At 38.9% G+C, this 16,823-nt stretch carries 16 protein-coding genes; 2 read left to right on the top strand and 14 right to left on the bottom strand.

Annotation, left to right across the window (positions count from 1 at the left end; all coding sequences use genetic code 11):
* Nucleotides 1–135: 135 nt before the first annotated feature.
* The 3 genes from secD to N782_RS04520 form a co-directional block, all read right to left on the bottom strand.
* Nucleotides 136–2,505: a protein translocase subunit SecD gene (gene secD / locus N782_RS04530; protein ID WP_036816677.1), complete on the bottom strand. Its 2,370-nt coding sequence runs from the start codon at nt 2,503–2,505 to the stop codon at nt 136–138.
* Nucleotides 2,506–2,635: 130 nt separating this feature from the next.
* Entirely contained in the window at nt 2,636–2,962 is a 327-nt protein-coding gene (locus N782_RS04525) for a post-transcriptional regulator (RefSeq protein WP_237582551.1), read from the bottom strand.
* Between the two features lie 35 nt (nt 2,963–2,997).
* The gene (locus N782_RS04520; RefSeq protein WP_237582548.1) at nt 2,998–3,492 is read right to left on the bottom strand and encodes a COG2426 family protein; all 495 of its coding nucleotides are present in this window, start codon (nt 3,490–3,492) and stop codon (nt 2,998–3,000) included.
* Between the two features lie 126 nt (nt 3,493–3,618).
* Here N782_RS04520 and spoVB point away from each other — a divergent pair, with 126 nt between their 5' ends.
* Nucleotides 3,619–5,166, top strand: coding sequence for a stage V sporulation protein B (gene spoVB / locus N782_RS04515; protein ID WP_036816673.1), 1,548 nt, complete (start codon nt 3,619–3,621; stop codon nt 5,164–5,166).
* A gap of 1,346 nt (nt 5,167–6,512) precedes the next feature.
* Here the strand turns inward: spoVB and N782_RS04510 are convergent.
* The 3 genes from N782_RS04510 to N782_RS04500 all read right to left on the bottom strand — a co-directional run bounded on the left by N782_RS04510 (nt 6,513) and on the right by N782_RS04500 (nt 9,296).
* Nucleotides 6,513–7,193 carry a class I SAM-dependent methyltransferase gene (locus N782_RS04510; RefSeq protein ID WP_237582546.1) on the bottom strand — a complete coding sequence of 227 codons (681 nt, stop codon included), beginning with the start codon at nt 7,191–7,193 and terminating at the stop codon, nt 6,513–6,515.
* Nucleotides 7,194–7,250: 57 nt separating this feature from the next.
* Complete coding sequence (locus N782_RS04505) at nt 7,251–7,910, bottom strand: DUF421 domain-containing protein (protein ID WP_420805575.1); 660 nt, start codon at nt 7,908–7,910, stop codon at nt 7,251–7,253.
* Nucleotides 7,911–7,991: 81 nt separating this feature from the next.
* On the bottom strand, nt 7,992–9,296 hold the full coding sequence (locus N782_RS04500) for an ArsB/NhaD family transporter (protein ID WP_036816668.1): 1,305 nt from the start codon (nt 9,294–9,296) through the stop codon (nt 7,992–7,994).
* A gap of 128 nt (nt 9,297–9,424) precedes the next feature.
* Here N782_RS04500 and N782_RS04495 point away from each other — a divergent pair, with 128 nt between their 5' ends.
* Nucleotides 9,425–9,802, top strand: coding sequence for a TIGR04086 family membrane protein (locus N782_RS04495; RefSeq protein ID WP_036816666.1), 378 nt, complete (start codon nt 9,425–9,427; stop codon nt 9,800–9,802).
* A gap of 345 nt (nt 9,803–10,147) precedes the next feature.
* Here the strand turns inward: N782_RS04495 and yajC are convergent, their stop codons facing one another.
* From yajC to N782_RS04455, 8 genes are all read right to left on the bottom strand, one after another.
* On the bottom strand, nt 10,148–10,417 hold the full coding sequence (gene yajC / locus N782_RS04490) for a preprotein translocase subunit YajC (protein ID WP_036816663.1): 270 nt from the start codon (nt 10,415–10,417) through the stop codon (nt 10,148–10,150).
* Between the two features lie 22 nt (nt 10,418–10,439).
* Nucleotides 10,440–11,579 carry a tRNA guanosine(34) transglycosylase Tgt gene (gene tgt, locus N782_RS04485; protein ID WP_036816661.1) on the bottom strand — a complete coding sequence of 380 codons (1,140 nt, stop codon included), beginning with the start codon at nt 11,577–11,579 and terminating at the stop codon, nt 10,440–10,442.
* Nucleotides 11,580–11,606: 27 nt separating this feature from the next.
* Nucleotides 11,607–12,632, bottom strand: a complete 1,026-nt coding sequence (queA, locus tag N782_RS04480) for a tRNA preQ1(34) S-adenosylmethionine ribosyltransferase-isomerase QueA (protein ID WP_036816659.1) — start codon at nt 12,630–12,632, stop codon at nt 11,607–11,609.
* A 20-nt stretch (nt 12,633–12,652) separates the two neighbouring features.
* Entirely contained in the window at nt 12,653–12,853 is a 201-nt protein-coding gene (locus N782_RS04475; RefSeq protein WP_036816656.1) for a DUF2905 domain-containing protein, read from the bottom strand.
* Nucleotides 12,850–13,851: a Holliday junction branch migration DNA helicase RuvB gene (gene ruvB / locus N782_RS04470; RefSeq protein ID WP_036816653.1), complete on the bottom strand. Its 1,002-nt coding sequence runs from the start codon at nt 13,849–13,851 to the stop codon at nt 12,850–12,852. The genes N782_RS04475 and ruvB overlap by 4 nt, the downstream gene beginning before the upstream one ends.
* 18 nt (nt 13,852–13,869) lie before the next feature.
* Nucleotides 13,870–14,484: a Holliday junction branch migration protein RuvA gene (gene ruvA, locus N782_RS04465; protein ID WP_036816651.1), complete on the bottom strand. Its 615-nt coding sequence runs from the start codon at nt 14,482–14,484 to the stop codon at nt 13,870–13,872.
* A gap of 388 nt (nt 14,485–14,872) precedes the next feature.
* Complete coding sequence (locus N782_RS04460; RefSeq protein WP_036816648.1) at nt 14,873–15,424, bottom strand: BofC C-terminal domain-containing protein; 552 nt, start codon at nt 15,422–15,424, stop codon at nt 14,873–14,875.
* Nucleotides 15,425–15,571: 147 nt separating this feature from the next.
* Nucleotides 15,572–16,294, bottom strand: a complete 723-nt coding sequence (locus tag N782_RS04455) for a YebC/PmpR family DNA-binding transcriptional regulator (protein WP_036816647.1) — start codon at nt 16,292–16,294, stop codon at nt 15,572–15,574.
* Nucleotides 16,295–16,823 lie beyond the last annotated feature (529 nt).

The following is a 16,823-nucleotide window of genomic DNA, read 5'->3' as shown; positions in this document are numbered from 1 at the left end:
ACTCCCTCCCCAATAATATCTCGAATCCAAGTCTTCAAGATTATGCCTCGATTATTGAATAACCTTTCATTTTCATTTTTTACATATCATAAAAAAACCCTACGCTTTAGGCGCAGGGCTTAATATGTGAATTCATTATACTTGTGGTCCACCAGTTTTCTTTTTCTCAACGTATTGGATTGGTTTTTTATCTAGCATGCTACCTCTCCATACTAACCACAGTTGTGCTGCGATAAATAAGGAGGAGTACGTACCTGCGATAAGTCCAATCACTAATGCGAAGGAGAAGTTCGTGATGGAAGTTGCACCGAATAACATCAACATGAGTGCTGCAAAGATTACCGTTAGAACTGTGTTGATACTTCTAGGCAATGTTTGCATGAGGCTTCGATTGACAACTTCTGAAAGTTCTTTAAATGTTCGTACTCGTTTCTTGAGCTTCAAGTTCTCTCGAATTCGGTCAAACGTCACGATTGTATCATTGACGGAATAACCAACTATCGTCAGTATCGCTGCAATGATCGTAATATCAAATTCTAGTCGAGTAATACTAAACAACGCGATAATGAAGAATGCATCGTGCAACAATGCCACGATAGCAGTCAATGCAAAGTAGAATTCAAATCGGATTGTTACGTAAATAATAATCCCGATGGAGGCAATAGCTACAGCATACACCGCATTTTTCACTAACTCTTGTGCAACAATTGGAGAAACAATACTTGTGTTTATGTTCTCAGGACTTCCATATTTCTCTCCAAGTGTCGTTCGAATTTCAGCAATTTGATCTTTTGTTAGTTCCTCATCAAAGCGGGCAACAGCTATTTCATTGTTGTCGCCAGAAGAATTGATTTTTTCTGGATTAAGCCCAAGGTTTTCGAAATCTTGTTCAATTTCATCCACATCTATGGTGTTCTCTGCTAGAACCTGCACACGAGAGCCATTTGTAAAGTCAATTCCTAGATTTAGACCATTAAAGGCAATAATAACCGCTCCGGCAAGTACTAGGAAGATAGATAGACCAAAGAATTTCTTACGATTTTTAACAAAATCAAACTCTCTACCTAAGACTTTGGCTTCTACTTCTTCACCATCTTCAATATTCTTGATGTCTTTTTGTTTAACACCAAAGAATCCAGGCTTCTTGTTCAGGGCTCTACTATTCACCCATAACCCTAGCAATAGACGTGAACCGTAAACAGCTGTGATGAAGCTGACTATGATACTCAGAATCAACATAGTAGCAAAGCCTTTCACAGAGCTTGTACCAAAGGCAAACAGTACAACGGCAGCTAACAATGTGGTAATGTTAGCGTCTAGTATTGTAGCTAAGGAACGACTATTCCCTGATTTAAAAGCAGATAGTGTTGATTTACCAGCTTTCAATTCTTCCTTTATTCGTTCATAGGTAATGATATTGGCATCGACCGCCATACCAACACCTAGCACTAGTGCTGCAATTCCAGGTAGTGTTAACACACCATTCATCCACTCAAATACTTGAAGAATCAAGTAGATATATAGAGATAATGTGATGACTGCTACTACACCTGGTAGTCGGTAATAAAACATCATAAATATGAAAATTAATCCAATACCAATAGCACCAGCAAGGATTGTTTTATTCATAGCTTGAGCACCAAATTGTGCTCCAACTGATGTAGAGAACTTCTCTTCCATATCTACAGGAAGAGAACCAGCGTTTATGATATTTGCAAGTTCTTTTGCTGATTCTACAGTGAAGTTACCTGTAATCTGCACATCACTTGTCATTAAGCGCTCGTTAACTCGTGGAGCTGAAATGAATTTCTGATCTTCTGTTGGCTTTTGTAGTTCAGCTAAGTAAGAATCACCTTCATCAAAGTCCATCCAAATGACCATAGAATTTTCACTATAAGCAGGTGTAGAAGGATCGTCTCCTAGAGCGGCAACCTTTTCTGTTACTTGAGCAAAATCATTTGCATTCTTTACCTTAAGGGTAACCATTGGTGCATTGGTTTGTTGGTTAAATGCTTGTTGTGCACTACCCTCAACGATGTTAGAACCATTGAAGATTTCGCCTTCTTCTGTATCGGGCTCATTTGGTTCATTTTCTTCTTCTAACTCTAAACTTAATGGTTGATCATTAATTCGAATAGGATCATCATCAATCGTTCTAAATGACAATCGAGCTGATGTAGATAACAGCTCTCTAGCTTTTTGCTGATCATCAATACCAGCTAATTGAACGCGAATTCGATCATCTTCTTCGATGCTTACATTTGTTTCACTAATACCGAGTGCGTCAACACGACGATAAATGGTTTCCACTGTCGCTTCCATAACATCTCGATTAATTTCTTGCCCTTCTTCAATTGGCTTTACTTCATATAGAATTTCAAATCCACCTTGCAGATCCAATCCAAGGCGAATGTCCTTTGATATTCCTTGTATCGTTGTTCCTATTGTTCCTGCAAATATCAACAACAATAGAAAAAAGGCAACGATACGACTCCGTTTAATCATGAGTGTTTATGCCTCCTTCTTCTCCAACAACCCTTATCTTACAACATTCATCTTATAACAATCATAAATCGGGCATAAAGGTAGGACTTTATGCCAATAAAGCAATTATAGAAATGTTTTACAAGCCCTGTCAATCATACATTTCTGCTTCTTCATGACTTTCACTCTCTGGATAATTGTAGCGTAATGCTTCAATGGAAGCCAACAAATCATCGCTTTGATAAGCTTGAACAGTTAAATAAGCCATATATGTACCGACACTAAGATGGAAAACGTCTTGGACAATTTCATACAATCGTTTATTTGGTTTACCCTTCCATACTTTATGAATCAAGCAATCCCATATTTCTTCTTTCCGTGCTTTTTCATAACCCAGCATATGGAATTCCTCTACCTTACTTTGCAAAACAGGTTCAATCCACTTTTTCCACTCAACAACCGTTTTTCCTTCTTCCACTTTGCTCCCCTCCATCAACTGTCTATTAATATATTCTATAAAAAGGACACCGATAGGGATAGGGCCCCTACCACAATACCTGCAATCAACACACCCATAGCGATTGATAGAAAAGCGTACCAAAAACGAATCGCAAAAAATGCTGCTGCTAAGCAAGCACTATATGCTCCGGTAGTAGGCAATGGAACGGCTGTAAATAAAATCAATCCGACTGCACCAAATTTTTCAACATTTGAGCTTTTTTTCATCGTACGCTCATAAATCCAATGATACATTTTTTCATACCATGGAAAACGCATAAACCAATTACTAATGGGATGAAATAACAATAATAACGGAATGATTGGGAGGATGTTTCCAAATACACTTAACATATATGATTTAAAAAAAGTGAAATCATACACTCCATAAGCGACAGGAAGTCCCCCTCTTAACTCTAGAATTGGCATTGCCGATATGACCATCACTACCATCTCTGGTGGTAAAAAATCAAACGTATGAATAAAAAAATCTATTAACTTTTCTTTCAACTATTCGCTCCTCCTGCTTATGTAAAATCAAAAACAATCTTGATTGCTTGTCATGCTTGACCACCTTTTTCGCATATACATTCATTGTATATGAATTTCAATTTTTTGAGAAGGTAGGGCTTTACTATGAGCAAGCAAACCTTTTTACAAGGAACGCTTATTTTAATAGCAGCAGGAATGATTACAAGATTCTTAGGTTTTGTAAACCGCATTGTAGTAGCAAGAATAATGGGTGAAGAAGGTGTAGGCCTATATATGATGGCTATCCCCACACTTATTCTTGTCATTACTCTTACTCAATTTGGGTTACCAGTTGCTATATCCAAACGAGTGGCTGAAGCTGAAGCTCATGGAGATTTACTAAAAATCAAAAAAATCCTTGTAATTTCGCTTGTCGTAACAGGGGTTTTAAGTATTATTTTCACAGCGGGAATGATTTTTCTGGCACCATTACTCGCCAAGACACTACTTACGGATGAGCGAACCCTTTATCCTCTACTCGCTATCAGTCCTATCGTTCCAATCGTTGCAATATCTTCAGTACTTCGAGGATATTTCCAAGGTAGACAAAACATGAAACCTCAAGCCTATTCTCAAGTCATTGAGCAAGTAGTACGAATTACATTTGTCGCTTTATTTACAAAAGCATTAGCTCCTTATGGTGTAGAATATGCTGCAGCTGGCGCTATGTTTTCTGTCGTACTTGGAGAGTTATGTTCCTTGTTATATATGATCCGGATGTTCAAAATGAAAAAACGTATTAAAATAAGAAAAAAATTCGCTTCTTATTTGAAGGAAGGAAGAGACACGTTAAATGAACTTCTTTCGATTGCCTTACCAACAACCGGTAGCAGGCTAGTTGGTTCGTTATCTTTCTTTCTTGAGCCTATCCTAGTAGCACAGAGCCTAGCAATTGCCGGAGTTCAGACAGCCTTGGCTACGAAACAGTATGGGGAGTTAACTGGATATGCGTTACCGCTTCTTATGCTTCCAACGTTTATTACGCATTCTCTATCGGTTGCACTTGTTCCAAATATTAGTGAAGCTGGAGCAAAAAAAGACATAAAACTCATTCACTACCGTATTCATCAAGCAATACGATTATCTTTCGCATCAGGTGCATTAGCGACAGTGGTACTTGCTATTTTCGCAACGCCAATATTAACGTTTATGTATGGACATGCTAATGCTTCCCGCTTTTTAATTGTAATGGCTCCTTGTTTCTTATTGCTTTATTTTCAAGCACCACTACAAGCAGCACTTCAAGCTTTAGATTTGGCTAAAGCTGCCATGTGGAACAGTCTAATTGGTGCATTTGTTAAGTTTGCAGTGCTATTAACCCTAGCTACCCAACCAGAATTTGGGATTATGGGTGTCGCTTTAGCTATTGTTGTAGGGGTGGTATTAGTGACATTCTTGCACTTATTTACGCTAATGAGAGCTATCCAGTTTAAGATTCCTATATTGGATGTGTTTAAAATGATAACGCTTATTATGTTGACCTGGTTAGTTGGAGATAAACTAAATGATTTTTTTCAAGAGGCTACCATGCACGTTCTACCATTTTTACTCATTTTAATCCTGTTCACTACCGTCTACACCATGCTACTGTTCTTATTCCGTTTTATCACCGCTGAAGAAATTAAGCAACTCCCGTTTTTCAAAAGAAAATAGTATAAATAGAGCAAGGGGGCTACATAGTCAACATCCCTTGCTTTTTGTTAGTACTCTAACTATTGTAGTGCAAACCACACTTTCCCTCGATTGTTGCTACTGATCTCGAGTTATTTTCTGAAACACCATCCAAGTGGCAGTTTTTCCTGCTAGGTATAAATCAACTCCCATTAGACAATCTCTTAACTGTTTAACCACAGGAACAAAAGCGCAAGCGCCCGGTTAGTGACGTACAAACTGTCCTGCTTATGCGGAAGTTCGATTAAAACCGCTGCGTCACGCAGCAACATCGAACCAACCCACCTCGTGTGGGCCGAAAGGAAACACGAAGAACGAAGTGATTCGATGTTAACTTATCGTACGGAGGCGAGGGAAGCATACTAGTTGCTGTGCGCTGGAGCTAGACACTTATGCGCCAGTAATTTATGCTTTCTTTACTTTTAAATTAGGCTTTGTTAAAGTTTGGTGTTGATTTTGGAATCAACTAATCTAAATAGTTTTATTCAAGATAAGAAGCATAATCTGAAAGACTTGGTTTCGAGATAATTTGGGTTAGGTGGACCCAATGCTTAATGAGGGTTAGGGATGGGTGGGAAACGGCTCGCGTCCTGCCGGCGAGCTGGCAAGCTACCTTCGGGGAAAGCGCCCTCAGGGGATCTTGCCTACCTCTTTCTCCGGCGGGAGTCTCCCCGTTTCCCACCCATCCCTACTGAAATGTTACGATCGGACTAGTCACTAAGTACGAACTTTTTTTGACGGACATATAATCTCTTATTTACTGTAAAAAACCTATTTTGGAGAGGCTTTCGGACATATGGTATCTTATTTGTGAAAGAACACATTACATTAAGGTGATTTAGGCCAAATAGCGAACTGAATGTCCGTTACGAATGCAAAATAGCCTTCAAATTGAAGAATAAGAGACTATATGTCCGCATAGCCTCATTTTTGTGTCATGTAATCTCTAGCCTGGCTATGTTTCCGTTATACCACACGAACGCAAAGATGGGCCGGGAAATGGCGAGACTCCCGTGGAAAAACGGATGTGTCAAGACCCCGCAGGGCGATTTTTGCCCGAGGAGGCTTGACCGTTCGTCCACAGGAAAGCGAGCTATTTCCCGGCCCATCTTTTCTCTAAATTAACACAACGGAAACATTTCTCTAATCCATAATATCTCGATTCCAAGTCTTCAATTTAATGGTGCTTATATAGAAGAACATAATACTTCAATTATATCAACAACAAACTTTAACACAGCCTTAAATTAAAAAGAGCTTGGATTTCTTATAATCCAAGCTCTTTTTTTCTCACGCATATAAGTCTCGTATCAACTATTATATCTAGCTTACTCCTTTTGAAACATAAAAAGCCACATGAATGTCAGTGCTTGTTTAAGCTGTTTAGGAAGGGTTTCATAGTGTTCTGGTTTTACACCCTCTTTATACACTCCTTGGCCATCTATGACGCTCCAGCTACTTTCTAAGGCCAATTGTTCAAACTCCCAAGGCATCATTGTATTACAGATAACACTTTCCCCTAAAAGTCTTCTAAAGCTGTTTTGTCTAGGCCCTGCAGTTGGGCCTAGGAGTCCTACACATAATAAACCGCCTGGCTTTAGTACTCGTTTTAACTCCTTTAGTGCTAGATAAGGTTCCTCTGTCCATTCGATGGAATTAATTGCAATCAAAGCATCAAATGTATTATCTTCAAATGGTAGTGAAGCTAAATCACCTAATTTAAAGCATAAATTCTCATCACAGACTTTGTTCGCATGTTCAACCATTTTAGGAGAGAGGTCAACACCTATCACATCATATCCCGCTTCTTTTAATTTATAGGAGCCATAACCATCTCCGCATCCTATATCCCCTATGTAACTCCCTTTTCCTACATGCTTTTCAATAAATGGAACAATCGATGATCGACTGCCATGGTCCCACATCGCTCGACTTTTCTCAGACCAGAATGTTACATTTTGGTCCCATTTTTTCTCTACCTCTTTGTGCCAATTAAATGATGTTGTCAAAATCATCTCTCCCATCCCCTATTTATTCATCTATTATCTATTCGATAGTATCAACATTTAATCCTTCGTTTCTGATTCGTATGTGTCAATGTACCATTTGTCTTTCTGATCTACAGATAAAAATGATATTTGTTCCGGGTGCTCATATCCTCTTTTGCGGATTTCTTTCCTGAGCCACTCTTCATCTTTATCATTTTGTTTAAGGTTTTCATATTGAATTTTACCATCTGCAATCAATGGCATAATAAAACCAGAGAAATCATTAGAACCTTTTTCACTTTTATCATAAATAGATAACTTACCTGATGGCTCAAGCACTGCAAAATCAACATCTGCAATACTTCTTGTACCATTTTCCCTTAATTGTTGCATAAGATCATCAAAGTTATATCGCTGTTTTCGCATTTCATTTTCGTTAATTTTCCCTTCACGTATAATAACAGAAGGCTTTCCATCCAGTAGAACACGAAACATTTGGCTTTTCAATGATAGCCAAGCTGTAGCGCGCTGAATAAACAGTAAGACAATCATTGGTATAATAGCGTGAATAAATTCATCTTGAGGGGACTCAATGGAGAATACTCCAATTTCCGCTAACATAATAAAAACAACCAAATCGAGAATACTCAATTCTCCAATCTCACGCTTTCCCATTAGACGGAAGATAATTAATATGGCAAAGTATGTTGCAAATGTACGAGCAATAACAATAATCATTTCGTTAATTGGCAAGAGAACTCCCTACTTTCTATAAAATGTCACCATTTTATAGAATGAACCAATTTACGTTCATTATGCCTATAGTGAGCTTTGAATAAATGGTAGTAAGTAACGGAAATATACATAAATAGTTGAGACTATCAGTGAAAAAAGCACCACTGGCATACCATACAGCATAAATTTCAAAAAGCCTATGGGGTGTTTGGCACTAGCAGCTAGTCCTGCTACTACAACATTAGCAGATGCTCCTATTAGTGTACCATTCCCACCTAGACAAGCCCCTAATGCCAACGACCACCACAATGGATCGAGGTTTGCCATTCCGTAAGATTGGAATTCTTGTATAACTGGGATCATCGCCGCTACAAACGGAATATTGTCGACAATTCCAGAGAACAACCCTGACATCCACAAGATAAGAAGAGCAGTTAATGGTAAATCACCTTGAGTTAACCACATCATCCCTCTAGCCATTTCATCAATTACACCTACTTGTTCAAGTCCTCCCACAAGCATAAACAAACCTATAAAAAAGAACAGTGTAACCCATTCTACCTCTTCAAATACTTTTTCAGCATTAGCTTCCTTATCTGTTAATAATAGCAATAATAAGGCCCCGCATACAGCCACAGTCGTTAGTTCCACATGAACAAAGGCATGTAATAGAAACCCTAAAATTGTTAATGACAGAACTGTAATGGATTGATATAGCATCGGTGTTTTCTTTAAGTAGGTACTAGCTGTCATATTCATTAGCTCATCCACGTGATTCCCTTGTTTCGTTTGCAGTCTCTTTCTAAAAAGTATCACTAAAAAGAACAAAGTACTTGCAAAAATCAACAGTACAACCGGCCCAAGATGCACGATAAAAGAAACAAAAGTTAAATGTTCTACAGCTTGCCCAATCATTATATTTGGTGGATCCCCAATCAATGTAGCTGTTCCACCAATATTGGCGCAAAGGATAACGGTTAATAAATATGGGAATACAGGTAAGCTTAATAACTTTGTTAAAGTGAGCAAGATTGGTACGAATAATAAAACTGTAGTCACATTATCTAATAAAGCCGAACCGATAGCTGTTAGCACACCAGATACAATAAGTAATGGTATTGGTGCCCCTTTCACCCTCTGAGCTAATACAATAGCAACATACTCAAAGAAACCTGTCTTCTTCGTAATGGATACTAGAACCATCATGGAAAATAACAGTGTTATCGTTCCCCAATCAATATAGTCCGTAAAGGCGTCATTCCACTTGTATATACCCGTGACAAGCATTAAGAAACCACCAGTTACAGCAATCAGGGCTCTATTTATTTTTTCAGTCATTATGAATATGTAACTAACGATAAATACCGCAATCGCTAAGGTGGTTTCCATATATATACGTTCCCCTCTTCTTGTCCATTTTTACTAATGTATTCAAGTAGGTAGGGAAAATATTTTATTCTATTTTAATTTCTTCGAGAATAAGCTAATAAAAAGTGGGACGAACAGGGGGAAATCCAATGACAAAAAACCGTATGACCGCACTGGCCTATGGATGGGGAACTATATTTACTATGATGATTCTTAGTAGCCTTATTCTAGCTTTAATATTAAAGTTTACGTCCATGACAGAAACAACACTTCAATGGGCAACACTTATACTCGGGCTATTAATCCTATTTATAGGAGGCTTTATTTCTGGAGCAAAAGGAAATGAAAAAGGCTGGATGCTAGGTATCTTTACAGGATTAGGCTTTTCGCTTATCGTATTGTTATTTCAATACCTTGGCTTTCAAGAAGGAATGGGCATGACACAGTTGTTCTACCACGGTGGATATATACTCATGGCTCTACTTGGAGGAATGATTGGTGTTAACGTAGGTGGAAAATCAACATAAAAAGAAACAAAAGCGCAAAAGGAAGCATTATAACAAGAACAAAAGCGCAAGCGCCCGGGTAGCGACGTACAAACTGTCCTGTTTATGCGGAAGTTCGATTAAAACCGCTGCATCACGCAGCAACATCGAACCAACCTACGTCGTGTAGGCCGAAAGGAAACACGAGGAGCGATAGCGATTGGATGTTGACTTATCGTAAGGAGGTGCAGGAAGTTTGTTAGTCGCTGGGCGCTGGAGCTGGACGTGGCTACTTCACTTTTTCAGTTATACACAAGCATTAAATTTTATAGTACGCTAGACAATAAAAAAGCGCCATTCATTATGAATAGGCGCTTTTCCTATGGTTTAGTCTTTATTCACTACTTCTCTTACTGATGAACGATCATATGTAAGCTTTGTGCCATCCTGGCCTTCGACTACAAGAGTTCCTTCATCCAATGCATGAACGGTTCCATGTAAACCGCCAATGGTAATGATTTTATCACCCTTTTGAAGCTCAGCTTGCATTTGCTGCACTTTCTTCTGCTTCTTTTGTTGAGGGCGAATAAGTAGGAAATAGAAGATCACAAACATCAAGATTAATGGAATAATCGATGCTAAAGTACCTCCACCCATTATAAATTCCTCCTTTCTTTATTTAAAAATTCTTAGCATTTGGTTTATTTAAGCCATACTGCTCGAAAAATTCTTCACGAAAATCGCCAAGACGGTCTTCTCGAATGGCTTGTCGCACTTGCTCCATTAATTTTAACAGAAAATACAGGTTATGATAAGTTGTAAGTCTGAAACCAAATGTCTCATTAGCTTTTACTAAGTGACGGATATATGCTCTAGAGTAATTTCGGCACGTATGGCAGTCACAATTCTCATCAATAGGTCGGAAGTCACGTGCAAATTTAGCATTTCGAACAACCAATCTACCTTGAGAGGTCATACATGTTCCATTACGAGCAATTCGAGTTGGTAGTACACAGTCAAACATATCAACGCCTCTGATGGATCCATCAATAAGTGAATCTGGTGAACCCACTCCCATTAAATAACGAGCTTTGTCATTTGGAAGCAACGGAGTCGTAAAATCAAGTACACGATTCATGACATCCTTTGGTTCTCCAACAGACAAACCACCAATAGCATAGCCTGGGAAGTCTAAAGAAATTAGATCCTTCGCACTTTGTCTACGAAGATCCTCATATTCTCCTCCTTGAATGATACCAAACAATCCTTGATCGTGCGGACGCTGATGTGCTTCCAAACAGCGCTCAGCCCAGCGACTCGTGCGCTCTACAGAACTCTTCATATATTCATGACTAGCTGGATATGGAGGACATTCATCAAATGCCATCATAATATCGGCACCGAGTGAGTTTTGAATATGCATTGCTTTCTCTGGTGAAAGGAAAAGTTTCTCGCCACTTATATGGTTTCGAAAATGTACCCCTTCCTCTTTAATATCTCGTAAGTCACTTAAACTAAACACCTGAAAACCACCTGAATCGGTGAGGATAGAGCCATCCCAATTCATAAACTTGTGAAGACCACCAGCTTCCTCGACAATGTCTTCACCAGGTCGAAGCCACAAATGATAGGTGTTTGAAAGTATTATGTCTGCTCCCATTTGTTTTAATTCCTCTGGAGCCATTGTTTTCACAGTAGCCAATGTCCCTACAGGCATAAACATTGGTGTTTCAAATGAGCCATGAGGTGTATGGACACGTCCTAAACGTGCTCCGGTTTGCTTACACGTTTTGATTAATTCATATCGTATTGCTGGCATGAACGAAACCCTTTCCTTGTTAAACTTTTATTTAATAAACATTGCATCTCCGAAACTAAAGAAGCGATACCTTTGCTCAATGGCTTCATGATAGGCTTTCATTACAACATCCTTACCAGCCAGTGCACTCACCATCATAATGAGCGTCGACATCGGTAAGTGGAAGTTTGTAATTAATCCATCAACAGCCTTGAAAGTATATGGAGGGTAAATGAAGATATCCGTCCATCCTCGCGCCTCCGTAAAGCCACCATAATCGCGCACAATCGTTTCTAATGTTCGCGTTGAAGTTGTACCAACTGGAATAATACGTCCACCATTCGCTTTTATCCGTTTCAGCTGCTCAGCCGTTTGTTGATCCATATCATAAAATTCTGCATGCATCTCATGTTCTTCCACAGTCTCTGCACTTACTGGGCGAAACGTTCCTAGTCCAACGTGTAACGTTATATAGGCAATTTCCACACCCTGTTCTTGAATCTCTTCTAGAAGCTCATTGGTAAAATGAAGACCTGCGGTTGGGGCTGCGGCAGACCCTTCTTCCTTTGAATATACCGTTTGATATCTCTCTTGATCTGGCAGTTGTTCCTTAATATATGGAGGTAGCGGCATCTCTCCTAGTGATTCTAGGACTTCTAAAAAGATTCCATCATAGTGTAGCTTAACAATACGACCACCGTGATCTTTTAATGCTGTACATTCAGCAATCAACTTACCGTCACCAAATGATATTCTGGTACCTTCTTTTACTTTTTTAGCAGGCTTAACCAGAACTTCCCATTCGTCCCCTTCTTGTTGATGAAGTAATAATACTTCTACTTTTCCACCTGTATCTTCCTTCACACCATATAATCGTGCAGGAAGTACACGAGTATTATTCAAAACAAGGCAATCCCCTGAATTAAGATAGGAAGGTAAATCATAAAAGTGTTTATGATCAATAGTCTCGCTTTCTCTATCTAATACAAGCATTTTGGAATGGGTTCTATTTAGCAAAGGAGTTTGTGCAATAAGTTCTTCTGGTAAATCAAAATCAAAATCCTTAATGTTCATAACGCTCTCCCTACTCTATTTCAACGAATTTTTCCTATAAAATAAAAGATTAATGATAAAACGATGCTGACCACTATGGAGGTAACAATCGGGAAATAAAACGTCACATTCCCTTTCTTGAAAGAAATATCACCTGGTAGCTTGCCAAACATCGTCCATATTAACCCAATGACAATAAAGACGACCCCAATAATAATGAACAATTTAGGTAAATCGGTCAAGCCCCTGGCACCTCCCGATTAAAATGCTCGTAAGTTTTATTGGTAACCAGTCTTCCCCTAGGGGTACGTTGTATAAACCCCATCTGCAAAAGAAATGGCTCGTACACCTCTTCAATTGTTTGTGATTCTTCTCCAATCGTAGCTGCAATTGTATCTAAGCCTACTGGTCCACCTTTGAAGTGATCCATGATACTTGTAAGTAATTTATGGTCAACGTGGTCAAGTCCTTCCTGATCGACCTGAAGCATCGTTAATGCATGTTGAGTTGTATCTTTAGAAATAACTGCTTCCCCTTTTACTTGAGCAATATCACGAACACGCTTCAATAAACGATTAGCAATTCTAGGGGTACCTCTTGATCTCCTAGCGATTTCCACTGCGGCTTCTTCACTTATATCTACATGAAAAATGTCTGAAGTCCGCTCCACAATAGCACATAAGTCTTCTGTGGTGTAATAATCTAAGCGACTTAAAACGCCAAACCGATCACGTAATGGAGCAGATAAAAGACCTGCTCGAGTAGTCGCACCAACCAAGGTGAAAGGAGGTAAATCTAAACGAATGGAACGCGCTTCCGAACCTGAACCAATCACAATATCTAAACAGAAGTCCTCCATTGCTGGATATAGCACCTCTTCCACAGAACGAGGAAGTCGGTGGATTTCATCAATGAATAACACATCACCAGCTTCAAGTGATGAAAGGATAGCAGCTAAGTCCCCTGCTCTTTCGATTGCAGGACCGGCTGTTGTTCGAAATTGGCCTCCCATCTCATTGGAAATAATAGAAGCAAGTGTAGTTTTTCCTAATCCAGGAGGTCCATATAAAAGGACGTGATCAAGTGGTTCGTTTCTCATTCTGGCTGCTTCTATAAAAATCTTTAAATTTTCTTTTGTCTTTCCTTGCCCAATATATTGGGCAAGGCTTTGAGGTCTAAGGCTATATTCAACCGATTCTTCATCAGGTTGAACATCACCACTTACCATGCGATCGTCCATTGTACACCTCCTCCTTTATTATTTTTGCATCATAAGAGATAACCCTTTTCTAACTAGGTCATCAGTACTTGTAGTTGTTTCTTCCTGTAGCCGTGGACGAATGGATTTTAATTCTTTCTCAGAATATCCTAAAGCTTTCATAGCTTCGATGGCTTCCTCGAGCTGTTTGGACTGCTCTTCTTTTGTTTCACCCTCAAAGAAAATTGTACCTTCTTCTTGCTCCACTGGTAACCATTCTGTCAATTTACCTTTTAAGTCAAGAATCATTTGGCGAGCTGTTTTCTTACCTACACCAGGGAACTTCGTAAGGAACGTCTCGTCCTCACGCTCAATAGCTGATACAACTTCGCCAACTGATGTAGAGGCAAGTATAGCTAAAGCCCCTTTAGGGCCTATTCCTGAAACATTCAACAACTTTGCAAATAAAGATTTTTCTTCAGGGGTTTTAAAACCGTAAAGCATTTGTGTATCTTCTCTCACATAGTGATATGTATAAATACGTACCTCTTTATTTTTATTAGCCTGATAAGCAAACGGATTTGCACAACAAATATCATATCCTACTCCATTTGCTTCGACAATAACACTTTCCGCATCAATAGATGTTAACACACCTTGTATATAAGCAATCATTTCCGTAACTCCCTTACTCGTACTTAACCTCTATTTATTTTAACACAAGATGGCTGTGTACTCGAAGATTGTTTCGGACGTATGTTCGCCTGCTTTATTTTCCTAACACATATAATTTTTCGAAAATAATGGTTGACTGACTGGTCATTAAAATCTACTATAGAAGTTAGATAAGTCTGAAAGGTAATGAGGTGCCTCCGTACATGAAAACCATCGACCGCATCATCAAATACTTAAAATCACTGGGCGTAAACGCAGAAAAAGTAACCAAACAACCGAAGAGTTCCAGATAAACTCATAAGCGAAATGGTTATATACATAGGAAAGAAACGAGCTTCCATATACGCCTAAATAACAAAAACCTTCCTGATTTCAGGAAGGTTTTTTGCTATTTAATATGTTGGGTAGCATATTGCTCATATGTCTTAAGCAAACTTAAGTATTGATCTTTGGAATGTATCTTTATCCCCTTCTTCAATTCCTCCGTTTGATGACTCTCTAATTTCTCTGTATTAATATAGAAGAAGGATTGTATGGCCTTTTGATGATTAGGCGTTCCTTCAAAAATCGTAAGCTCTCCTTTTTGATTAATACCAAAGTATCCATCATGCTTCATTGCTGGAGATAGTTCATCTACTTCTTTTTGAAATACCACTTTTCCTTCTATTTGCTCTACAAGATTCCAGTCTTCATACGTTGACCAGAAATCCTCCAGGGACCATATTGTTTCTGTAAATGTTTCCTCACTAACCTGACCATCAACATAAGATCGACGGAGTACAATCTCCAATTCCAAGGGATCCTGCTCCCATGATTTTTTCTCATCACTTTTGCTCTGATTGGTAGTGTCACCTTCAGACGCCTCACTATTAAATACTGATATACTTCCAGCTACCAACACGACAAATATGGTTAGTACTAGCAAACGAAACGCATTCATGTATGTCCCCTCCTATCAAGGATTTCTTTTCACAAACTGAGAAGACGTTTCTCGACAGATTAAACTTCCTTTTAATCAAATAAAAAAACTTCTAATCTCAGTATGTCCTGAAATTAGAAGTTTCATCCCTCCATTGAGGTAGAATCATTATTTTTGGTTGTGATAAATCTCTTGCACGTCTTCAAGGTCTTCGAGCATATCAATCAGCTTTTCCATTTGCTCAGCTTCTTCTCCTTCAACGTGTGAATAGGTTTGCGGGAAGAATGTAACCTCTGCATTTTCTAATGTGTAACCTTGTGCTTCTAACGCAGTGCGTACATCTTGAAACGACTCAGGATCAGTATAAATCTCAAATGACTCCTCATTCGTTTCCATTTCCTCGGCACCTGCTTCAATAACCTCTAGCATAAGTTCTTCTTCATCCACATTATGTTCCGTTCGACTAATCACAATATAACCTTTACGATCAAACATAAAGGATACACAACCATTTTCCCCAAGGTTGCCATTGTGTTTATTAAAGGCGTGACGAACTTCAGAAGCTGTACGATTACGATTATCCGTAAGCACCTCAACCATCACTGCAACTCCCGCTGGTCCATACCCTTCATAAGTAGTTTCCTCAAAGTTTGCACCATCAAGGTTTCCAGTGGCTTTATTGATTGCTCGATCAATATTTTCATTTGGTACATTATTTGCTTTTGCCTTATCTATTGCCTTACGAAGAGCAGGGTTCGTTTCAGGATCCCCTCCACCTTCTTTTGCAGCTACATAGAGGTCCTTTGCAAGTTTCATAAATATTTTCCCGCGTTTTTTATCTTGCGCACCTTTCCGATGCTTAATATTGGACCATTTCGAATGACCTGCCATGGGACATTCTCCTCTCTCCTAATTCCATAATTCGAAATCCTTATATAATATAACACAATCACCTATAATACAAAAGGTTCACGGTACTCAGCACAGTCAGTGTGGAAGGTGAGCTTTTCTCTATCTAGAGAGTCATTTACTTACTTCGTATAAGCACCATTATGTTGAAGACATGGATTCTAGATATTATGGGGAAAGAGATGTTTCCGTTGCTTTAAATGGAATAAAGATGGCCCGATTAGAGTGGGACTGTTTCGGAATCATGGTATTCACGAAGCAAGGAATGAATTGTGACACGAGGTGATGCTGCTAGTGGACATATAGTATCTTATTCCCCGATTTGAAGGCTATTTTGCATTCGGAACGGACATACAGTTCGCTATTTGGCCTAAATCACCTTAATGTAGTGTGTTTTTCACAAATAAGATACCATATGTCCGCAAACCTCTCCAAAAGAGGGTTTTTACTGAAAATAAGAGATTATATGTCCGTCAAAAAAGTATTATTGCACAGATACCTTTACGCATAT

This window comes from Pontibacillus yanchengensis Y32 (assembly GCF_000770635.1).
In the GTDB taxonomy this organism is placed as follows: domain Bacteria; phylum Bacillota; class Bacilli; order Bacillales; family BH030062; genus Pontibacillus; species Pontibacillus yanchengensis.
Note: the sequence above shows the minus strand (reverse complement) of the source record. Positions and strands in the feature narration are given on the sequence as shown.